Source organism: Moritella sp. 5 (genome assembly GCF_018219455.1).
Classification (GTDB): Bacteria; Pseudomonadota; Gammaproteobacteria; order Enterobacterales; family Moritellaceae; genus Moritella.
Map to the genome: position 1 here is coordinate 3,333,421 of NZ_CP056122.1, position 20,975 is coordinate 3,354,395.

The following is a 20,975-nucleotide window of genomic DNA, read 5'->3' on the forward strand; positions in this document are numbered from 1 at the left end:
TATTTAGTCTTCCTTCTGCGTCGTTTCAATACTTGGATTAGCACTGATTACGTCGCTATTATTCGCATACTTTCGCTGCACAAATAGGCGTACAACAAATTCAACGGCGCATAAACTACCAATCAGGATGTACGCGATAAAACCGTTATAAATAGTCCACACTTTAAATGAGCTATATAAAGCCGTATACAATGAAATACTGGCATTAATGATGAAAAAACCACACCACACCAAAGTAACTTTACGTGTGTAATTTACAGCATGTTCAGGTAAGTCTGGATCTTGTAACCGCGCAAATGTTTCAATGACGGTGGGCGGTTTAAGATATGAATACGCAAATACCGCCAACATGGCAAAATTAACCATTAGCGGATATAGCTTAAAGCCAATATCTGAATCAGTGAATAACGAGGTAACTATCGCCAAACCGCCTAGCGCGGTTGCGGGTAATAACCAAGGCATTTTATTCAAAACACCACGTAGCATCATTAAACGAGACAGTAACAGCACTAATAAACCGAGCGCAAGCCAAAAAGGACTCACATAATTTAACCCTAAATATACTGCAAATGGGTAAAGTAATAAGCACAACCCCAAGATCACTGTAAGTAGTTTCTTCAACATATAATTCACTGTGGACTAATGTACTGCGATTATTTCGCTAACGTTAGTTTTTCAATTTCGTTTACAACATCTTCTACTGTACGTACCAATTTGAACACTTCAGGTTCAATTTTTTCGTTAGTAATGTCGCGTAATTTAATCACTAAATCAATGGCATCAATGCTGTCTAAATCTAAGTCAGTATATAAATGGGCACTGAGGTTGATGTCGTCTGCATCGATTTCAAATTCTTCAACTAAGATATCGGCTAATGTTTGGTAGATGTGTTCTCTAGATTGCATGGAAAATCCTTAATTAAGCCGTAGCACGAGTCTCAGTAATAAATGCACTTAATGCATCAATAGATGAAAAATGGTGTTTAATCTCTTCCGAGTTTGCATCGATTTTGATGTCGTAATGTTTCTTTAGAATCAGGCCTAATTCAAGCGCATCAATACTGTCTAACCCTAAGCCTTCAACAAACAATGCATCCGCATCATTAATGTCTTCAACTTCAATATCTTCTAAATCTAGTTCAGTAATAATAAGCTGCTTTAGCTCTGTTTTTAAATCACTCATGGCTTCGTAGTTCCTGTTTAAAATAACGTTCAAGTTCACGACAATACTGGCGAACTTGCTTACTCATTGGTATCGCAGCTGCAACTGAAAGCGTTGGTACATCACGTGTCAACTGCAACATAAATTTAGCTTTTTCGCTTGGAATTTGATACCAAGACTCTGCTTTAGTTAATGTACTTGGCGTTACATTAATTAATACGGTTGTTATTGGCACCTGACAACGTAAAGCAATATTGGCTGCGCCACGTTGAAAGACCAATTCTTTCCCCGGTACTGTGCGTGTACCTTCAGGAAAAATAATCAAGTTGTTACCCTGTTCTAATGATAATTTACATGCATCGAGCAAGGCTTCAGGGTCAGCATTACTAATATAGCCTGCATTTTTTATCACCCCGCGAATAAAGGGATTACTAAATAAATGCGCTTTAACCACACAATCGGCATTGGGAATAATGGAAAGCAACACGACCACATCAATCAATGATGGATGATTAGCCAGGATCAATTGCCCTTGCTGCTGAGCCAGCTCTGCTCTATCACGCAGATCGAACTCGATGATTCGCGTAAATGCCATGGTGGCAATAAAAAAGCGAAAGCTATAATGTACGGTTTTACGTGCAGTGCGTTTTTGCGCTTGTTCACCAGTGATACACAGTTTTTGAACAGGGAACACGAACAATGTCAGTATTAGGCCGCCAATGCCAAATAAACTAAAACATATCGCAGTGGCCAATAAGCGCCAAAGGTAATTTAACTTTTTATACACGTGACGAACCAGAGACTAAATCACAAGTCCAAATATGGCGTTCTGATGTAAATTTCAGTGGAGAGTCTATGCTTGTTTGATTAAACCAATCTATAAAACACAAACCAGCAGGTAGATTCAATTCTGACGGCTCTTGCTCATTGCCAATCTTAGGTGTTGCGTGTGTAGAAAAACTAGCATCGATAGCAGCCAATGTCGTTGCAGTAGGGATTAAAGTAATCACCATAGATATCGCGTGAGCGATTTGCTGCTCATCTTTAAATTGTGAATACAACTCAGGTAATTCACGATCGACATGCACGATAAGTAGCTTATTAGCACGACCTGACTTTAGTCGCGCGTAAGCATCAACAAAAGCATAAAAGAAACTATCTTTACCCGCAGAGATTGCATTAATCGCTTGTTTATTTTGTTTCAAAATACTGTATAAGCCCGGCACTGCGTTGTGCACAGAGGTACTAAATGCCGTCGGTGATATATCTTGGTCTGCTGTTAATTCAGTCAATAATTCAGCCGTTTTATGTAAATCACCATGTCGGCTCGAAAATACAATATCAACTTGATTGGATACTTCTGGCGATACAGGCTGCTCTGATAGCGCGTTTTCAGCAGTATACAGTGCAATCTTCGCAAAAGGACTTAAACGACGTCGCTGCATAGCAGGCACAAAATCCAATTTTGGCCAAGTTAACGATTTATCTTTTACTTCATCAATATTTTTCGTTTTTCCAGCATCAGCAGCTGACCAAGAACTGATGCTTTCGATATATAACTTCAATGGTTTCTCCTAAAGCTAAAATAGCGACAATATTTACGCCGCCATAGTAATTAATCGTCAATAATAAATCAACAGCCAAAAAATTGAACAATTATATATCAACAAGTTATAATCGAGCATTCATTCTACGCCGTAAGGAGATAACCGCTATCCAATTGAAATATATACAATAACACCACAGACTGATTTTCACTTTCACTGACGTTTATTTACGTTGATTTACACTCGCTGACAAAGTCGATTTAGTTTTATTCGATTATTTTTTCTTACAAGCAAGCAGTGTATGCCCAAGGCCTAAATCATCAGTATCCTGATCAACATACATACCCGCCTCTTGGATCAAGCGCATCATATCTTTTGAGTGATACATACGACTATTACCATTTGCCATAGCAGTAAAATAGATGGATGTTGCATTCACACAATAAGCACCTGCTTCGTAGGGCTGTCTATCCCAGAAGGTTTCTAAGATATATAAACGACTGTCGGCGGTCATGACGTCTGCGGCACGTTTTAGGATACTTAAGATCTCACTTTTACTAAAGCAATCTAAGAACTGACTCATCCAAATCGTATCAGCACCATCAAAAAAGGTACGGCTTTCATCCAGTAAATCAGTTTCATGCCCGTGAATACGATCGTCAACCCCGGCCTCTTTCGCATTTGCCAACGCAACATTAAGCTGCCCCGGTAAATCCATGATAGTCATGTTTACGGTTTCATCATGCTTCGTACACGCTAATGACCATTTACCCGTATTACCACCCACATCTAAAATGTGTTTAGGCTTGTGTTCAAACAACAAGGCGAGTACTTCAGGAAAGGCATGGTCTGAATAATAATGATCAAATTCGAACCAGCTTCTTTTCGCTTCTTCTGGTAACTGACTTAGACCTGGATAAATGGTTTTCCAATCACCAAATACCTGTAAACCAGCTGGCGTCCCCGTTTCAATAGCTTTATCTAAATCAAACAGGCCTTGATAACAGACGTGGTGGGTAAAATCGAGATTCTTTAATGCCATGTCATCGTTAAGCAAAAAATAGCCGACTTTATCTAAAATGAAGTTACCATCTTGTTGCCACACTAAACCCATGCTCAATCCCATATCAAGCAATACGCTGATACCATACTCACTGGTATCAAGCTTGTCAGTCAATGCTGATAAACAAATGCCTTGCTTGCCTGCTTCATCAACCGCTTTTAAAATACCAAACTTTAATAGGCAGCGCGCAACCTGAAATGCAACGGGTGCGAATGCGATTTTCTGCGCTTCAAATTTTGCATTAAACGCTGATACTTCAGCCGGTTTCTCATAAAATGCCATCATTAACTCCATGAATGAATTTAAAATATATGAATATAAATTATTTTAATAGTTTAACGTATTTTAATTAGATTTTCCGATTAAGATCATCGCTATACATACAAACAAAATGGTGCACAGCTAGTCACATAACCATCTGAATTAAAAACGAATAATGATAGATTACAATTGGAATTTGCTAGCCAAAAAGAATTTATAAAGAAGAGTAATTGATATTTCGCAATGCAGAAAACCAAAAAAGCCTGCTTATATAAGCAGGCTTTTTAATATGGGGCGACTGAAGGGATTTGAACCCTCGACAACCGGAATCACAATCCGGGGCTCTACCAACTGAGCTACAACCGCCATTAACTTTCGACTTAACCCCGCTAAAAACTAGCCAGACCGTCTGTTGTTTCGATGGAGAGATTATGCAGTAGTTAGATTAAACATGCAAGCCTGCTTGTTTCGCATGAACACTTTGCACGCCCTTCGATTTAAATTTAAGCAAACCAATGGGGTTAGTAGTAAATAAGTACACCAACCAAATGTTCAACACCATCATGTTGTCTTTAAAATAGTTATTTTTGCCTTGTTGTGGCTAATTAACTTAAATATGCTCAATTAGATATATACGTCTAATTTACTGTGGCATAACGAACATCATAAATAATGACCTTATCGTGAAAGCGAAACTGATATTGAGGTAACAAAGATCATGAGTGAACACATTATAAATATTTCGAATAACTTCTGGAACATTCGAGGCGACTTTAAAATTGGCGGTATACTAAACATTGGCACTCATGCCTCGATAGTTCGCTGTGCGAATGGGAAGTTTGTGCTATTAGATGCCTATACGCTACGCGGGAAGCTAAAGAATCAAGTCGATGCGCTAACAAACAATGGGGCTGATCTAGAAGCCATCATTAACTTACACCCTTTCCACACCATACATGTGAAAAAAGTGCATGAACTCTATCCTAATGCCAAGCTGTATGGCACACAGCGCCATCATGAAAAATTGTCCGAACTACCTTGGCAATCACAACTCACAGAATCAAGTGAGTTTGCAGCCTTGTTTGCTGATGACTTTGAGTTTTCAGTACCCGCTGGCGTAGATTTTATTTCAAGTAATGAAAACCTACACTTTTCATCTGTACTTGCGTATCACAAAGCGTCTAAAACTATTCACGCGGACGATACTTTAATGTACTTAAAGTTTCCGAGTATCATTGGTGTGCTTAAAAAGCCAGAAGTCTCATTTCACATGACATTGCCACATACTCTCGAAAAAAGAGCTGGTGCAGCAACAGACTTCCATAATTGGGGGACGCAATTGATTAAGCAATGGGGCGATGCTGAAAACTTATGCGCTGCGCATTCTTCCTCTTTATTAGGAAATGAACATTCATCGCCTTCTGTCGCCGATAAAATAGCATCCGCGTTAAAAAAGGTAGAAAATACATTACAAGCGCACGAGAAGAAATTCGGGTGATCCCCTACTCTTCTTCAATTAATAACTGAGTTGCACTAATTTTATTCTCTTGTAAAAAGGCAAGCAACTTAACCATGTGCTGAATTTGAGCTGTTTTATCTGAGGCTATCACAATTTCAGCATCCGGTTTATCCGTAACCAGCATCACGAGCGCAGTAGTGAAGGACTCCCAATCACTAAACTGTTCACCTTGCAGAGCCCAATAAGGTGCTTGTGCTAAAATATTAATCGTCACCGATTTATTATCAACTTCACTTGTTACGGCATTGTCTGAAGTCGGTAGGTCTACTTCTAATGTTTGTAACTTAATACTCGCCGTCAGCAGCAAAAAAACCATAACAATAAAGATGATATCCAATAACGGGGTTAAATCCGGTAATATGCTCTCTGTCTCATTATCTTGGCTAACTCTGATCATGCTGCACTGCCTCGGTTGTTGCTAATCGGTGAATGACTCTGTTCTTTAGTGCTAGAGTTTACCGCTTCAATATCCTGACAGACTGGGTTAGCCTTACCTTCGAGTTGTAACCCTTCTAACCACAGATTACAAAAATTAAGCGCATGTTCTAATTTATTGATCACTTTATCAGCCCAAAGCCCTAATAACTGCGATGCAGCAATGGCCGGCAAAGCCACCAATAGTCCTGCTGCCGTGGTATGCATTGCAATACCTAAACCATCAGCAAGATCGTTAGGCGTTACAGCCCCCGAACTTGCCGCGACAGCTTTAAACATATCGATTAAGCCTATGACTGTACCTAATAGACCTAATAATGGGCTTAATACACCAATCAAAGCCAATAGTTTTAATCCAGCACGTAGTTGTTGACGTTTTTGTTGTAACCACATTCCAGCGGCATCTTCACGTAACGATTTGGTAAAATGACGATGCTGGATCAACATCGCAACACCACGACTCATTAAAACCTGTTCTTTACCTAAATTCTGAGCTAATTGTGTTAATTCAGCATCATTACTTGGTTGGTGTTGGCTCAAAAGCTTACCTATACGATGTGGCCCAACCCGAGTAAAGATAAATAACTGAACTAAGCGCTCAAGTACAATCGTGAGAGTGATCGCGGAACATAATAATAAGGGTAACGTCATTAACCCTAACTGGGTTTGTAGATCCAGAAACGTTTGTGTCATTAACTCTAAGTGGCTTTGTAAATCGGGGAAATTCGACATGATTAATCCAGTTTAAATTTTATCGGAACATAAACACGATGGGCAACAGCTTGACCATTCACTTTATAAGGTAAGAATTTCCACTGAGCGATAGCATTGGAAGCAGCTTTGTCTAACATTTTAGTGCCTGAAGAATCTTTTAATTTAATCTTAATTTGCTTACCATTCTCATCTAACCAAACTTCATATACCACTGTTCCTTCAATCCCTTTACGCTTTGCGAGTCTAGGGTAACTTGGTGGTTGTGGCGTTTCAGAAAAACGAGATTCACTCACTAACTGTGGCACATCAGTCACACCAGCTTTTGCGTCTGCACTGGCTTGTTGTCTTATTTTAGGTTCTGGTTCGATTATTTTTTTTGGTTCAACTTGTTCAGGCTTAGCAGGCTTCGGTTCTTCTTTATCAGAAGTCACAGGTTCAGGAGCCTTTGATGCAACAGGCTTTTGCTCTTTAGGGATAACTGTCTTTTTCTTTTTTACGTCTGATTCGACCGGATGTGGTTTCGCTTTCGGGCCAGGCTTAACTTTAGGCTTAGATTCAACGTTAGGTTTTGCCTTTTCGGCTTGTTTTACCTTCTCTGATGGCTGCGTTTTAGTTTTTGTGTTAACAACGGGTACTGCTGGCGCTTTCATAAAGTTCACTGATACGCTATTAGATTTACTACCCACAGGCATAGCAAACGTTGTGTTTTCAGGTGCTGACCACAACATTGCACTGTGCAATGTTAGCGATAACGCGCCTGCGACTAAATAACGGTTTAAATTCAAACTAATCGTCCTGAAATACTAACTTTGAAATGACAATGAGAGTTATTATTATTCACATCTCAAACAATAGCAATTATCATTTGTATTTAACATTCAAGACGATTTCACTTTGTTGTTTTTATATACACGTATTTATATGCATAAAAACGTGTATATAATTAACGCTTATCAACGGATATTAAAATTTCCAATCAACAGCTATACCCCAGTTACGGCCCGCTTCTGCTTTACGGTCAACACCTTTATCACCAGGTTTTACGCTACTTACGTCATCGTATAACCAATATTGCTTATCAAAGGCATTAAATAGACCCGCAGTCAGTGTCACATCAGTGATAGGACGATAATATGCAGTAACATCAACAACCGTGTAGCCAGCAACAGATGCTATTGCGTCATCAGCCCAGTTGGATTTACTTGCAACCATGTTAATGTTTAACAATGTACCAAGTTTACCGTTCGCTGCATCATAACCTAAGCCTAAATCACTTGTTAACGGTGCAATAGTGTCTAATGCTTTATCCGTATCTTTATTATAACCTTCTAAATAAGCAATACTGAACTTACTGTACATGCCTGCAGGCGCATTAATCGCTTCATCTAGTAATAATGTAGAACTAAATTCAACACCATAGATTTCAGCACTTGCTATATTGCCTTTAGTCGAATGATCCTTATTACCAACTTTACCTAACTTAACCTCGGCAATAAGATCTGTGTAATCATTATAAAATGCCACAAGTTCAGTACGAACTGCATTGGTCTGAGTACGAATACCCATCTCGTATGACACGCTTGATTCAGGTTTCAGATCTGGATTAGCATCAATAACAGCACCTGTATCGTAGAAGTAATATAAGTCATAAACAGTCGGCGCTTTAAAACCTTGGCTGATTTGTGTAAAACCACTAAAGTTGTCAGTGAAGTGGTAAACAGAACCTAATTTAGCAGTGAATGCATCACTTGAACTATCTGGATATTCAGTATCTAAGCCATCATTCGTTTCTGGTGATGCTTTAAATGAATCATAACGTAAGCCCGCAGTGACGATCAGACGTTCATCTAAATAGAAACCTTGGTCTTGGGCAAATACACCCCATTGAGTGAGGGTCGCATCTGGCATATCTGTGTGCCCAGGGCGAACCGTATTCTTATCATATTTGTAATCGACATTTTTAGTCGCAAAATCGTTCTGTAAGAAACTTGTACCATAAGTGATCTGATGGTAACTATTTTCCAATTCAATCAATTTATCAAACTGAGCGTCGAATTGAATTGATTCATCATTTGCATCACGTTCACGCATACGACGGCCATTCTTGTTAGTCGTATCATAGTTTTTAGACAGTGAATTGGTTTTTTGGAAGTTTAATTTCCAATCCAGGGTATCAAAAGCCACATTATTAGCGGTCCACTCATGTTCAATTCCAACACGTAAACGTGTAGTCAAATCTTCATTATGATTATCTACATAAACATATTGATCACCAAGGGTTGGGTGACCAGGAAACATATTATAGCCTTCTTCAGAAAGCTCATCTTCATCATATGTATTGGTATAATATTCAGTTGTCAGACCAATACGATGCTGATCATTTAATTGATAAAATGCTTTTGCCAGTAAATTACCCACTTGCTGGTCTGCAGGATTAGCGGCTCCGCGGTCACGTCCATTTATATCCGCGCCATTACTGTGTGTCTCGTATTCGTTAGCGTCTTTATACGTTAGCATAACGAGCGTTTCTAACTTATCTTTACGCATTGCCCAAGTGCCAGTCGTTTTGAAACTGTTATCAACACTTTTATAGCCGCTTTTGATCCCAAATGCGTTTTCATTACCATCTGTTTTTAGCACATCGTCTGGGTTTTTAGTACGCATAACGACTGCACCGCCCAATGCATCAGAACCATATAAAGTAGATGAAGGACCTTTGTTTATTTCGATACTTTGCAGCGTATCAACTTCAATTGAACTCGGATATTTACGCTGTTCGTTTGAACCTGGATTATAAGGTACAGGCTGCGCGACACCATCAACCATGATTTTAACTCGGCTATCATCCATACCACGAATATTAATACCAGACATGCCAAAACGACCAGAACCATTTACCGCAACACCTGGTGTTGCTTTTAAGGCTTCTTTAATATCTGCAGCCATGGTTTTATCAATGCTGTCTGCTGACACACTACTAATGGAACTTGAAACATCATTAATACTTTGCTCAGTACGCGTTGCAGAGACAACAACCTCATCAAGAGATGTTACAGCAGCTGCGTAACTATTTGTTGAGATGGCGAGTAAAATAGCGCTAGTTAGTATATTCATTTGAGCTGACATGTTTTTTCCTTCAAGTGTCATAACCAATTTGTCGAGCATACTACCAAAGGCAAATGAGAATTACTATCGTTCTCATTAATATTTACATTTACTTTGCACTAAATGACCACATTTAAGGTTTAGGATAAAGTATTTTATTGTAATTAATGGTATGCGTAAGTTTTGCGCAGTTTTTTAAGCACTATTAGTCATTTATGTTGCTCAGGAATCAACATTAAACTATAAATAATGAATAAAAATGAAAATATGCTATATTCAGGCGCTATTTTTTAATTAACCTATCCATAATAGATAGCTACACTACAAATTTCGCCGTTTAGAACGGTAAAAATTTGTTTATGTACTTAGGTATGGCACCTAGGTATTTAATATATTTTTTTATATATTTAATAAGTGTTTAACGCTCAGAGTAAACAATCCAGTCATCAATCATGAGGCTGTGAATATCAATGGTTCGGATTCATCCCGCCACACTATTTACTCGGTATTAAATCTCAACTTCAATCATAAAATCAGCGTTATGATCTGTTTACTTACATTCATTTCAAATTAAGTAAAACATATCAGACTGATAAATAACCAAGAGGTAATATGAATACTATTTATTCAATTGGTGAACTCGAATCTTTTTTAATTGCATTTTTAGTGCTGTTTTTAGGGCATACCATTAATAAAAAAGTCCCAGCACTGCAACGCTTCAATATCCCCGAACCGATTGTCGGTGGATTGCTCGTGGCAATAATCATTACCATTTTACATTTTCAAAATATCACGCTTGAATTTTCTTTACCGCTACAAAGTACATTGATGCTCATGTTCTTTAGTACTGTCGGTTTAGCCGCCAGTTATACTCAGCTATTGAAAGGCGGATCGAAAGTGTTCCTTTTCTTAGCCGTAGCATCACTCTATATTATTATTCAAAATGGTATTGGTGTGAGCTTAGCAACGATGCTTGGTCTTGACCCCATCCTAGGTTTAATTGCGGGCTCAATCACCTTGTCAGGTGGCCATGGCACTGGGGCAGCTTGGTCTCAAACATTTTATGATTTGTACGGGATGAATACCCTTGAATTAGCAATGGCAGCCGCGACTTTTGGTTTAGTTATTGGTGGTATTATCGGTGGTCCTGTAGCACAGCGACTCATAACCAAACATAATTTAGAGTCCGAGTATGGTATTGGAACTAATCACCACGAACAGTTTCCTGAACTCGTCACTTACAATGAATTAGAAGAAGATCGTATTACAGGTAAAAGTGTCATTGAAACGCTATTTATTCTGTTAACTTGTGTTGTTGGTGCAGGCTATGTCGAACAAGCCGTATCACTGCTTAATATCTCTTGGTTAAGAATTCCAGACTTTGTTTATGCATTATTTTTAGGCGTGATCATCACCAACACAACAGAAGTAACCAAAAGTTACAAGGTAAACAGTGAAGCAATTGATATCCTTGGTACCGTTGCCCTGTCACTGTTCTTAGCAATGGCTTTGATGAATCTTAAATTGTGGAATATTTTTGATTTAGCATTACCACTGCTTATCATCTTAGCAGTGCAAGCGGTTGTACTGGCGATATTCTCGTATTTTGTCACCTTTAAAATAATGGGTTCAAATTACGATGCAGCGATTATTGCTGGCGGACATTGTGGTTTTGGTCTTGGCGCAACACCCACAGCGGTAATGAACATGGGATCGCTCGTTTCACGCTACGGCCCTTCACCACAAGCATTTATGGTCGTGCCTATTGTTGGCGCATTCTTCATTGATATTGTTAACTTGATTATCCTACAAGGTTATATTAGCTTTATTGGATAAACTTCCGGTGTATCAGGTCTGTGAATATCAGGCCTGATCATCCTAAAAATATTCATATAGCCAAGTTACTTCAGTTTTGGCTTAACTCGATTCGCACGCCGAACACATATCATAATATAAAGTACCGTCAGAATCACAGGTACAGTCCATAAGAAACTCATAATACCCCTATTCCATAAACAGATAATGATTATTTAATGTAATTAAGATTAATGCATAGTTGGGTGAAGGTCTGAAAGCCATTCGGGTGATACTTGTAAAGCATCAAAGCAAGATTCACAGATTGGGTGACGACGACTAAAATCCAATAACGGCATCAAAGTAACTTTGACCCCTTGTTTCGCTAATGCCTTAAAAGAGTCTGATACAAACTCGCCACGTAATAATGACATCATCCACTGATGCGGCATGGTTAAATAGCGTAGTGCGGTATAATGTTGGCCTTGTTCTTCATAAACTGCAGCTAAATTATGCTGAACAGATATCCAAGCCATGAGCAGCTCTTCATTTTCAGGGTCATTTTCCCATTGTTGCTTTATCTGTTCGACTGCATGTTGGTAACAAAACTCAGCATCTTGCCAAGATTTTGAATCAAAACAACTGTTTCCATTTTCCATCAACACTTTCCAAGTTTGCATAACACCACCTTAATAATAATGATTCTTATTTATATTTGATAATCATTATCATGTAAAGCTAAATTAGTGCAAAACCGAAATATAATTTGATCATTCATCAATTCGCATTAATTGATGAGAGCTGTGCCCAACTCTGACGTTTCCGATAAATCGTTGATGCACTTATATCAAGCAAGGCTGCGGCTTTTGGCACATTACCATTGCAATGTACTATCGCATTTTCAATAATCTGTTTTTCACTTTGCCACAATGGGATTATATCGTCCTCTACTTCTGTAATCAGTCTTACATTCTCAGGTTTAAAATTATCACTGTCATGAGAAATCAGAGTAGGTAAATTCTTACGTGAAGGTAATAAATTTAGACAGTCATCAAACGCTAATAAATGTGGATTTCTTTTCTCATCATCTACTATATTTTCTTGAAGCATTTCAATTGGTAACATTGCACTTGTTACTAGACCCGAATTATTTAAAACAACTATTTGTCTAATCACATTTTGCAACATGCGCACATTGCCCGGCCAAGAATAATTCGTAATGATTTCGATTGCTTTACTATCAAAACCTTTAAATTTTTTGCCCTCTTCAATACTGTAGTCATTCAGTAATTGCTGAGCAATTATAAGACAATCATTATTACGCATACGTAAAGGGGGTAACTCAATGGGGATCACATGTAAACGATAAAAAAGGTCTTCACGGAATCTGCCTGCCGACACCTCATTCCAAGGTTGTCTATTGGTTGCGCTAATAAAACGCACATCAACATGCTCTTCTTGTGACCCACCAACACGTTGAAATACGCCTGTTTGAATAAAGCGTAATAACTTACTCTGTAAATCAAGGTCCATTTCGCATATTTCATCAAGAAAAAGCGTCCCACCATGCGCGCGAGTTGCTGCACCATCACGATTAGATGTTGCACCTGTAAACGCACCTTTCATATGACCAAAAATTTCGCTTTCAATCAATTCTTTAGGTATCGCAGCACAATTAAGTGCAACAAAAGGTTTCGTTTTTCGTATACCACAATCATGAACAGCTTGAGCACAAACTTCTTTACCTGTCCCACTTTCACCGACGATAAAGACAGACGCTTTACTGCTCGCGACACAATCAATCGTTTTATATACCGCCTGCATTGCGAGTGATTCCCCAATGAAACCTTGAAAATTATTCTTAGGTAAACTATTTTCGTAATTGGCAACCAAATTAATTAAATTCCGCTGCTTAATCGCATTACGTACTGTAATTGAAAGACGCTTCGCATCAAAAGGTTTAACCAAAAAATCAAATGCGCCAGCGCGCATTGCATCAACCGCAATATCAATCGAGCCGTAAGCCGTAATCATAATAATACTAATATCAGGGTGTCGTTGCTGCACAGTTATCAAAATATCCATACCTGACATATCAGGTAATTGGATATCTAAAATCAGTAAATCAGGTTGCCATCGAGTAAGCTCGGCAAGTGCATCTCGCCCTGATTGAACATGAGTAACCTTGGCACCTTCAGTACGCAAGTAAGTACTGTAAATAGCACCTACAGAAGCACTGTCTTCAACTAATAACGCAGTAAACTCCATACAAGGACTCCTTGTCATGCCAACGCTATGGCACATACCTTAATATTCTAACTTTAGTCACGAATTAAAAATTAGTGATATATATATTTTCGCTATGCCGTCAATTGTAAATCACGCCATAAATCCCGATGAAAATATACTAATAATAATGTATTTATCGCGAGAAGAATAAATTCAATCACACGATAACCATCAACTTTGCTAATGTGCACAAACAATAAAACAATAAAAACTAGCCACGAAATAAATAAGTGTGATTTAGAATAAGATAAGTAAACCAATCGCTGACTTATCACATAAAACAGCACACCACGAATGAATACAGTGAATACCATTGTCAGCAATAGACCAGTAACCCCAAATTCACTAATAGCCCAGTAACCAATCAGCACCATATGTAGAGCACACACGCCATCAATAATCGATGTCCATTGCGCATTTTTCTTTAAAAAACACCCGATATTCAACAACTCAGAATGAAAACGTAACGCCATAATCAAACACATCCAAGGGATTAAACTTACGCTATTTCGGTAACTGTCTGGGAGCATTACATCCATCAAAATCGGCGCCATGAATAACATACTTCCGGCTAACAACATGCCAATTTGTACACCTAACATTGCATATTTAGCGCCTTGTTTTGGGTCTATATCATGAACCTGAAAACGCCGCGCATACCACCACATACGGAAGGGTTCAAACGCGACTGATATCATGAGTCCAAACTGTCCTGCGGCAAAAAATATAGCTAACTGTTGCTTACCTAGATGAATAACCACCAGCCAATTCTCAGCCCCATTAAGGCCGTACACAAAAATACCCGAGCAAACAATAAATGCAATATAACGATAATGCTGAATTGAAAAAGAAGCACGCTGACCTTGTAAGTGGCGGCGGAAATAGATCAACACCCCAACTGCGACTGCCGAGCTACTAATCGCACTTGATAACATCATCCCCGTGACACCATAACCAGATAAAAGTAACACTATCGACAGCGTGGTTTGTAGTCCGCCTTGTACAATGGAAAAGAACATAAAGGGCAGAGCGCGATGTGTCATTCTAAAATAGCAGTACGGCACAGTGAGTAATGAGGATAAAGATAGACTAATGAGTAATAGTTGCAGATCAAATAAACGTAAGCTAACAGGTAGCCACGTCATGATCACACCACTTAAAGGTAAAGCAAGACCAAGAAATATAACCGCACACAAGAGTGATAATCGAAAGCATTGGCGCATTACCGCCGCATTATCTTCTTGCACCTGGCTACTCGCAAAACGAAATAATACATCACCAAGCCCTAGTGTCAGGAACAAACTTATCATCGACGCAATACTGACTAAAAAATTAAGCTCTCCGTATTCAACTTGCGTTAATATCCGGGTGACAATGGGCATCATAATGAAACCCAATCCTTTTAGTAGAAAGATACCAAAACCATAAATAAACATCTCTCTCAGACTATTCATTTAATTCTGGTTCCTTCAATTAAATGAGATAAACGACGAGCTTGTACTTGCGCGTTAAAGCATTGTTCAACGCGCTGCCTTGCTAATACTCTCATCTGTTCCCTGACATTATTTTGGCATTGCATAAAGCTTTCAATCGCGAGTTTTAGCGCGATAGTATCCTTCGGCGCAACAATATAACCGGTATCTTTGGTCACTATTTCACTACAGCCCATCACATCGCTCGTGATCACAGGTAACCCCATTGCCATCGCCTCCTTTAAGACCATAGGTTCCGTATTACGGTCCCCGTCTTCCGAAGTACAAAACGGCGCAACAAAGCCATCATAATTAGCGCCTTCCCGCCCTATCCAATGTGGAGAACGGTAACCAAGTAAGCGTACAAATTCCTTCAACTTTAGTTTTTTAACCAAGTCATATAATTGTTTTTGTGATGGCCCTTGACCTACAATATCTAAATGAGGACGTTGGTTTTCAGCAATTAAAGCAAGCGCCTGTAGAGCGTATACAATGCCTTTTTTTTCGACTAACCGACCGACAAAAAGGAGCTCTAGTTTTTTATGGACAGGTGCAGGGTGAGCAATAAATTGAGAGAGATCAACCCCACTGTGCAAAAGATGGGTATGTTTAGCCCCTAGCCTCTCAAATGTATCAACCATACTTTGGCATACCGCAATATTAAAATCACAAGCAGATAACTTGAACTGAATATCATCATTATTCACATATACATCATGACCATGACCAACACTCGACGTGGCAATATCAAGCCAGCGGGCTGCAACCAAGGTATAAGCCAAACTGCAATGCATAAAATGGCAATGAAAATGATCACAGCAAGACTTACTGGCAAGATAAGCCAGTTTTGCCCCATATAGCAATAATGACTTGGTTGAAATTGCATGCTGATTTTGAGCACACATCAATGCCTTGACCATTGCGAATGGCCTTTTGGCTACAAATTTTGAGACTTCCCTATTTGACGCGCTGTTTACATCAATCACACTAACGTTTTGAGGTAATGTAATGGCTAACTCTCGCTTAATAAAACAAAATACCGTGACCCTGTGCCCCGCCTTTGCTAGGGCCTGTATCTCAGTAACAACAAACGTTTCTGAGGCAATAGGAAATTCTGGAACAACAATCGCGATATGTTTCATTGCGATACCTTAAGCAAAAAAGTTAACCTAAGTATAGAAATAATAATGATATTGGCATTGTGGAAGTGAATTTTAGACTGGTCTACCGTATAATATTCTGTTTTATAGTATTAGTGAGTGTTTCTGACCATGTATATTGATCCACAATGGCGCATATTAACAGTTGGTGATGGTGATCTGTCATTCTCCAATGCTTTATTTAGACACCATGCTCCGCAACACTTAACAGCAACGATTTATGATTCTCTCAACACCTTACAATCTAAGTACGGTGATGATTTTCATCAACAACTATTAAACTGCCATTGCCAAGTTTTAACTGAGTTCGATATAACCAACCCAGAGACTTGGTCTACAGTGACTAAACATAGCTTTGACTTGGTTATTTTTCAATTTCCATTAGTACCAGGGTTCACGTCTAAAACAGAGTTCAATGAAAAATGCGCGGGTATTGGGATCAATACGCTTAATCGTCGGCTTTTACGTCAGTTTTTGATTAATGCAAACGAACAATTGTTAGATCCCACTGGCCCACAGTTGTGTTATATCACCAGTAAAGACGTAAAACCCTATTCTGAATGGAATATTCAACACTCGCTGATACTCAATACCGATATTAATTACTTGGGTGAAATGAATTTCGACATTGTGAACTTCCCTGGATACCGCGTACGTAATGTCGATCGTGATAAACATGTTAAAGATACCAAAGGTATTACTTACGTATGGAGTCAACGAGCAGGGAACCAGCTTACACAAGCGCTCAGTGCCCAACTCACGCAACCGCCAATATTAGGTGACGATTGCTGTCATTACTGTCAAGCAGGTCCATTTACATCAGACCAGCACAAACAAGCCCATGAAAGTTCACGTAAGCACTTACGGATGAAGGACTTTGAACAGCAATGGCTTGCTGACTTACAAACAACTTAGCTCTCCCGCTACATCACTGTGTAAATATTTTGATGCAGTTACTTTCGCCTGGTAGCTGCTATAAATAAACACCAAAATAAACGTAATACTCAATAGCATGATTATCGTCGGTGCAGGCGCACTGTCGAGGTAAAAGCTTAAATACACCCCTAAAAATGACGTCAGTAACGAAATCAGCAAGGCAACAAACAGCATACTTTGAAATTTATTCGTCAGTAAAAATGCAATTGCACCGGGGGCAATTAGCATCGCTATAACCAAGATCATACCCACGGCTTTTAGCGCACAGACTATAGTTAATGATAATAGCGATAACAAACCATAATGTAATACAGTTGTCGATAAACCTATGGCTTTAGCATGTTGATGATCAAAGACAAATACCAATAGATCCTTACCTTTAATCAACATAAACGCCACGACGAGAAAGGCAACAACACCCACCTCTAAAATATCGTGCCATGTAACCCCAAGGACGTCACCAAACAGAATATGATCTAAATGGACACCAGATTCTATTTTGGTCATCAATACCAAGCCCAAACCAAACATACTCGAAAACACGACGCCCATGACGGTATCTTCTTTCAACCGACTATTGTCTTTAATAAATCCGGTCGCTAATGCGCAAAACATTCCCGCAACAAACGCACCAATAATATAAGGAATAGCGAGTACATAAGCGACAACCACGCCTGGCAATACCGAATGGGATATTGCATCGCCCATTAAGGACCAACCTTTTAGCACTAAGAAGCACGACAACAAAGCAGTCGGAATCGCAACTAACAACACAATAACGAATGCTTGCTGCATAAAAGTAAATGAAAAAGGCTCTAATAGTGTGTTTAATATTGTCTCAGATAATGTATCAAGTAATGTCACCATCATAGCGTCCTTATCGTTTGTCTGGCTTTATATCTAGCGGCTAGGTAGCCATGTTTGGGAGCAAATACAAACGCCAAAATAAATACTATCGCTTGCAGGACCACAATAATCCCACCCGTTGCCCCATCAATGAAATAACTTAAGTAAGCGCCAACAAATGAGCTGACGGATCCGATGACAACACTTAATATAATCACACGTGAAAACCGATCACTTAATAAATAAGCTGTCGCACCGGGTGTCACAACCATCGCAATCACTAAAAATGCGCCAACGGTTTGCAGTGCCGCCACTGTGCATGCACTGAGTAAGGTAAAAAAGAGGATCTTTAACGCATTTGGATTTAAACCAATGCTACGGGCATGGTTTTCATCAAAGAAAACCACCATGAGATCCTTCCATTTTAATATTAATACAAACAGTGAAATGCCAGCGATTAAGAGTAACTGCAGTGTATCAGCAGGGGTAATAGCCAGAATATTACCCAACACTATTGTTTGGATATTCACCGATGTCGGTGCCAGTGACACCATAAACAGACCCAAGCCAAAAAATGAGGTAAAAATTAAACCTATAATTGCGTCTTCTTTTAACTTTGTGCGTTGGTTTAAAAACAACATAGTAGTTGCCGCTAAACCACCCGAGAAAAAAGCCCCTAAAGCGAACGGTAAACCTAGCATATATGCGGCAGCAACGCCGGGAACAATCGCGTGTGATAACGCATCACCAATTAATGACCAGCCTTTCAACATAAGATATGCTGACAGAAAAGCACAAACACCGCCCACCAACGCACTAATAAGAATAGCATTGACCATATAGCCATAACTAAATGGCATTAATAATGTCTCTAGCATCGCTCCCTCACAACAGACGTTTGCTCACCTTCTCCATATAGCACCACCGGTCGTTCATGATCAGAGAGTACTGTCACCTGCCTAGCATCATCATCCTCATGGAGTTCATCACCCGCTAGAATGAAATGACGTAATACCCCACCAAAGGTTTTTTGCAGGTTATCTTGGGTAAATATATCGCGCGTTAGCCCTGCATCTAATATGGTACGATTAATGAGCACGGTTCTGTCGCAGAATTCAGGTACAGTACCCAGATTATGTGTGGATACTAAGATAATTTTACCTTCCCCACGCAGTTCACGTAATAACGCCATAATCTGTTCTTCCGTTTTTACATCAACCCCCGTAAAAGGTTCATCAAGTAAAATAACTTGGCTTTCTTGGGCTAATGCACGTGCTAAAAACACCCGTTTTTTTTGACCACCAGATAGCTCACCAATTTGACGATGTTTAAATTCACCCATGTTGACACGATCAAGCGCCATATTGACCTTATCGTGATCATTTTGCTTCGCGATACGCAGCATATTCATATGTCCATAACGTCCCATCATCACGACGTCTTTGACTAAAATCGGAAAGTTCCAGTCAATTTCCTCACTCTGTGGTACGTAAGCAACATAATTATTTTTTAACGCCTTTTTAACCGGTAAGCCCAAAATATTTACAGAGCCCTTAGCCAAAGTAACAAACCCCATTATCGCCTTAAATAAGGTTGACTTACCGCTGCCATTTATTCCCACTAACGCTGTAATAGAACCCTTAGGTAAACTAAAGCTGGCATTAAATAATGCGGTATGACCGTTGCGATAAGTCACGCTAATATCATTAACTTCTAATCCCATCATTATTGATTTAGTCCTTCTGCTATTGTACTTAGCGTGACTTTAAGCAAGTCAATATAGGTTGGTACAGGTCCATCAATCGCGCTTAATGAATCCACATATAACACACCAGCATAGTGACTGCCGGTTTCACGCGCGACTTGCTGTGCAGGCCGAGCTGATACCGTACTTTCACTAAAAATGGCAATGATCTTATTGGCTTTGATCTCATCGATGACTTTGCGTACTTGCTGTGGTGTCCCCTGCGCATCTGCATTGATAGGCCAAAGGTAGAGCTCTTTCAAATCATAATCACGCGTTAAATAACTGAACGCGCCCTCGCTAGTGACTAGCCAGCGTTTATCTTTCGGTAAGCTTGCAATTTTCTGCTTAAATGGCTTAACAGCTGCGAGAATCTGTGCACTGTAACGTTTGGCATTTTGGTTATAAATAGCAGTGTTCTTACTGTCATATTTAACCAGAGCTTGACGAATATTTTCAACATAAACCAAGGCATTGTCGGCAGACATCCAAGCGTGAGGATTGGGTTTTCCAGAGTAAGGTCCTTTCGCGATCCCCATCGGAACTATGCCTTCTGTGACCACAACACTAGGTACATCACGTAAGTTATAGAAAAACTTATCAAACCATAGCTCTAGATTAAGACCGTTATAGATAATCAAATCGGCACCTTGCGCACGGCGTATATCACCCGGTGTCGTTTGGTAATTATGGATCTCTGCATCCGGCTTGGTGATGGATGTGACAATAGCAGCGTCGCCAGCAACATTTCTGGCCATATCAGCGATCACAGTAAACGTAGTGACAACTTTAAATTTATGGTCCTCTTTTAAAGAAGAATTAGCCCACACTGACGTGGATAAAAAAAGCGAGAAAAAGAGTAGTGATGACGTAATAAAACCAAACTGACGAAGCATATTCATTCCTTGTTATTAATCCAATACCGATAA

Annotated in this window: 21 protein-coding genes and 1 tRNA gene; 3 read left to right on the forward strand and 19 right to left on the reverse strand. The window is 39.4% G+C overall.

Annotated features, from left to right (window positions below):
• Window positions 1-3 precede the first annotated feature (3 nt).
• The 7 genes from HWV01_RS14795 to HWV01_RS14825 all read right to left on the reverse strand — a co-directional run bounded on the left by HWV01_RS14795 (window position 4) and on the right by HWV01_RS14825 (window position 4,398).
• Window positions 4-624 carry a hypothetical protein gene (locus HWV01_RS14795; RefSeq protein ID WP_211672271.1) on the reverse strand — a complete coding sequence of 207 codons (621 nt, stop codon included), beginning with the start codon at window positions 622-624 and terminating at the stop codon, window positions 4-6.
• A gap of 29 nt (window positions 625-653) precedes the next feature.
• Window positions 654-905 carry an acyl carrier protein gene (locus HWV01_RS14800; RefSeq protein WP_211672272.1) on the reverse strand — a complete coding sequence of 84 codons (252 nt, stop codon included), beginning with the start codon at window positions 903-905 and terminating at the stop codon, window positions 654-656.
• Window positions 906-918: 13 nt separating this feature from the next.
• Window positions 919-1,182, reverse strand: coding sequence for a phosphopantetheine-binding protein (locus HWV01_RS14805; protein ID WP_211672273.1), 264 nt, complete (start codon window positions 1,180-1,182; stop codon window positions 919-921).
• The gene (locus tag HWV01_RS14810) at window positions 1,175-1,948 is read right to left on the reverse strand and encodes a 1-acyl-sn-glycerol-3-phosphate acyltransferase (RefSeq protein WP_249185334.1); all 774 of its coding nucleotides are present in this window, start codon (window positions 1,946-1,948) and stop codon (window positions 1,175-1,177) included. Before HWV01_RS14810 ends, HWV01_RS14805 begins: the two co-directional genes overlap by 8 nt.
• Complete coding sequence (locus HWV01_RS14815) at window positions 1,941-2,726, reverse strand: beta-ketoacyl synthase chain length factor (protein ID WP_211672274.1); 786 nt, start codon at window positions 2,724-2,726, stop codon at window positions 1,941-1,943. The genes HWV01_RS14810 and HWV01_RS14815 overlap by 8 nt, the downstream gene beginning before the upstream one ends.
• Window positions 2,727-2,982: 256 nt before the next feature.
• Window positions 2,983-4,053: a methyltransferase gene (locus tag HWV01_RS14820; protein ID WP_211675873.1), complete on the reverse strand. Its 1,071-nt coding sequence runs from the start codon at window positions 4,051-4,053 to the stop codon at window positions 2,983-2,985.
• Window positions 4,054-4,322: 269 nt separating this feature from the next.
• A tRNA-His gene (locus HWV01_RS14825) sits at window positions 4,323-4,398 on the reverse strand.
• Window positions 4,399-4,750: 352 nt separating this feature from the next.
• Here HWV01_RS14825 and HWV01_RS14830 point away from each other — a divergent pair.
• On the forward strand, window positions 4,751-5,530 hold the full coding sequence (locus HWV01_RS14830) for a hypothetical protein (protein ID WP_211672275.1): 780 nt from the start codon (window positions 4,751-4,753) through the stop codon (window positions 5,528-5,530).
• Window positions 5,531-5,534: 4 nt separating this feature from the next.
• Here the strand turns inward: HWV01_RS14830 and HWV01_RS14835 are convergent, their stop codons facing one another.
• The 4 genes from HWV01_RS14835 to HWV01_RS14850 all read right to left on the reverse strand — a co-directional run bounded on the left by HWV01_RS14835 (window position 5,535) and on the right by HWV01_RS14850 (window position 9,826).
• Complete coding sequence (locus HWV01_RS14835; protein ID WP_211672276.1) at window positions 5,535-5,948, reverse strand: biopolymer transporter ExbD; 414 nt, start codon at window positions 5,946-5,948, stop codon at window positions 5,535-5,537.
• A complete protein-coding gene (locus tag HWV01_RS14840; RefSeq protein ID WP_249185335.1) occupies window positions 5,945-6,718 on the reverse strand; it encodes a MotA/TolQ/ExbB proton channel family protein in 774 nt (257 codons plus the stop codon). Before HWV01_RS14840 ends, HWV01_RS14835 begins: the two co-directional genes overlap by 4 nt.
• A gap of 2 nt (window positions 6,719-6,720) precedes the next feature.
• Window positions 6,721-7,485, reverse strand: coding sequence for an energy transducer TonB (locus HWV01_RS14845; protein WP_211672277.1), 765 nt, complete (start codon window positions 7,483-7,485; stop codon window positions 6,721-6,723).
• 178 nt (window positions 7,486-7,663) lie between these two features.
• Window positions 7,664-9,826, reverse strand: a complete 2,163-nt coding sequence (locus HWV01_RS14850; RefSeq protein WP_211672278.1) for a TonB-dependent hemoglobin/transferrin/lactoferrin family receptor — start codon at window positions 9,824-9,826, stop codon at window positions 7,664-7,666.
• Between the two features lie 591 nt (window positions 9,827-10,417).
• Between HWV01_RS14850 and gltS the strand changes: the two genes are divergently transcribed.
• Window positions 10,418-11,641, forward strand: coding sequence for a sodium/glutamate symporter (gene gltS / locus HWV01_RS14855; RefSeq protein WP_211672279.1), 1,224 nt, complete (start codon window positions 10,418-10,420; stop codon window positions 11,639-11,641).
• A 209-nt stretch (window positions 11,642-11,850) separates the two neighbouring features.
• Here gltS and HWV01_RS14860 read toward each other — a convergent pair whose 3' ends face one another.
• The 4 genes from HWV01_RS14860 to HWV01_RS14875 all read right to left on the reverse strand — a co-directional run bounded on the left by HWV01_RS14860 (window position 11,851) and on the right by HWV01_RS14875 (window position 16,502).
• Window positions 11,851-12,279: a tetratricopeptide repeat protein gene (locus HWV01_RS14860; protein WP_211672280.1), complete on the reverse strand. Its 429-nt coding sequence runs from the start codon at window positions 12,277-12,279 to the stop codon at window positions 11,851-11,853.
• A 97-nt stretch (window positions 12,280-12,376) separates the two neighbouring features.
• Window positions 12,377-13,867 (reverse strand): sigma-54 dependent transcriptional regulator, encoded by a 1,491-nt coding sequence (locus tag HWV01_RS14865; RefSeq protein ID WP_211672281.1) that lies wholly within the window; start codon window positions 13,865-13,867, stop codon window positions 12,377-12,379.
• 92 nt (window positions 13,868-13,959) lie between these two features.
• A complete protein-coding gene (locus HWV01_RS14870) occupies window positions 13,960-15,342 on the reverse strand; it encodes a lipopolysaccharide biosynthesis protein (RefSeq protein WP_211672282.1) in 1,383 nt (460 codons plus the stop codon).
• Window positions 15,339-16,502 (reverse strand): glycosyltransferase, encoded by a 1,164-nt coding sequence (locus HWV01_RS14875; protein ID WP_211672283.1) that lies wholly within the window; start codon window positions 16,500-16,502, stop codon window positions 15,339-15,341. The genes HWV01_RS14870 and HWV01_RS14875 overlap by 4 nt, the downstream gene beginning before the upstream one ends.
• 129 nt (window positions 16,503-16,631) lie before the next feature.
• On the opposite strand from HWV01_RS14875, the gene HWV01_RS14880 reads away from it, so the two are divergent.
• Window positions 16,632-17,435 carry a class I SAM-dependent methyltransferase gene (locus HWV01_RS14880; protein ID WP_211672284.1) on the forward strand — a complete coding sequence of 268 codons (804 nt, stop codon included), beginning with the start codon at window positions 16,632-16,634 and terminating at the stop codon, window positions 17,433-17,435.
• Here HWV01_RS14880 and HWV01_RS14885 read toward each other — a convergent pair.
• Genes HWV01_RS14885 through HWV01_RS14900 form a run of 4 tightly spaced genes read right to left on the reverse strand, consistent with a single transcriptional unit; the run spans window position 17,421 to window position 20,942 of the window.
• Window positions 17,421-18,326, reverse strand: coding sequence for a metal ABC transporter permease (locus HWV01_RS14885; protein WP_211672285.1), 906 nt, complete (start codon window positions 18,324-18,326; stop codon window positions 17,421-17,423). The genes HWV01_RS14880 and HWV01_RS14885 overlap by 15 nt on opposite strands.
• Window positions 18,323-19,180 (reverse strand): metal ABC transporter permease, encoded by an 858-nt coding sequence (locus tag HWV01_RS14890; protein ID WP_211672286.1) that lies wholly within the window; start codon window positions 19,178-19,180, stop codon window positions 18,323-18,325. The genes HWV01_RS14885 and HWV01_RS14890 overlap by 4 nt, the downstream gene beginning before the upstream one ends.
• Window positions 19,174-20,028 (reverse strand): manganese/iron ABC transporter ATP-binding protein, encoded by an 855-nt coding sequence (locus HWV01_RS14895; protein ID WP_211672287.1) that lies wholly within the window; start codon window positions 20,026-20,028, stop codon window positions 19,174-19,176. The genes HWV01_RS14890 and HWV01_RS14895 overlap by 7 nt, the downstream gene beginning before the upstream one ends.
• On the reverse strand, window positions 20,028-20,942 hold the full coding sequence (locus HWV01_RS14900) for a metal ABC transporter substrate-binding protein (RefSeq protein WP_211672288.1): 915 nt from the start codon (window positions 20,940-20,942) through the stop codon (window positions 20,028-20,030). The genes HWV01_RS14895 and HWV01_RS14900 overlap by 1 nt, the downstream gene beginning before the upstream one ends.
• Window positions 20,943-20,975: the final 33 nt, after the last annotated feature.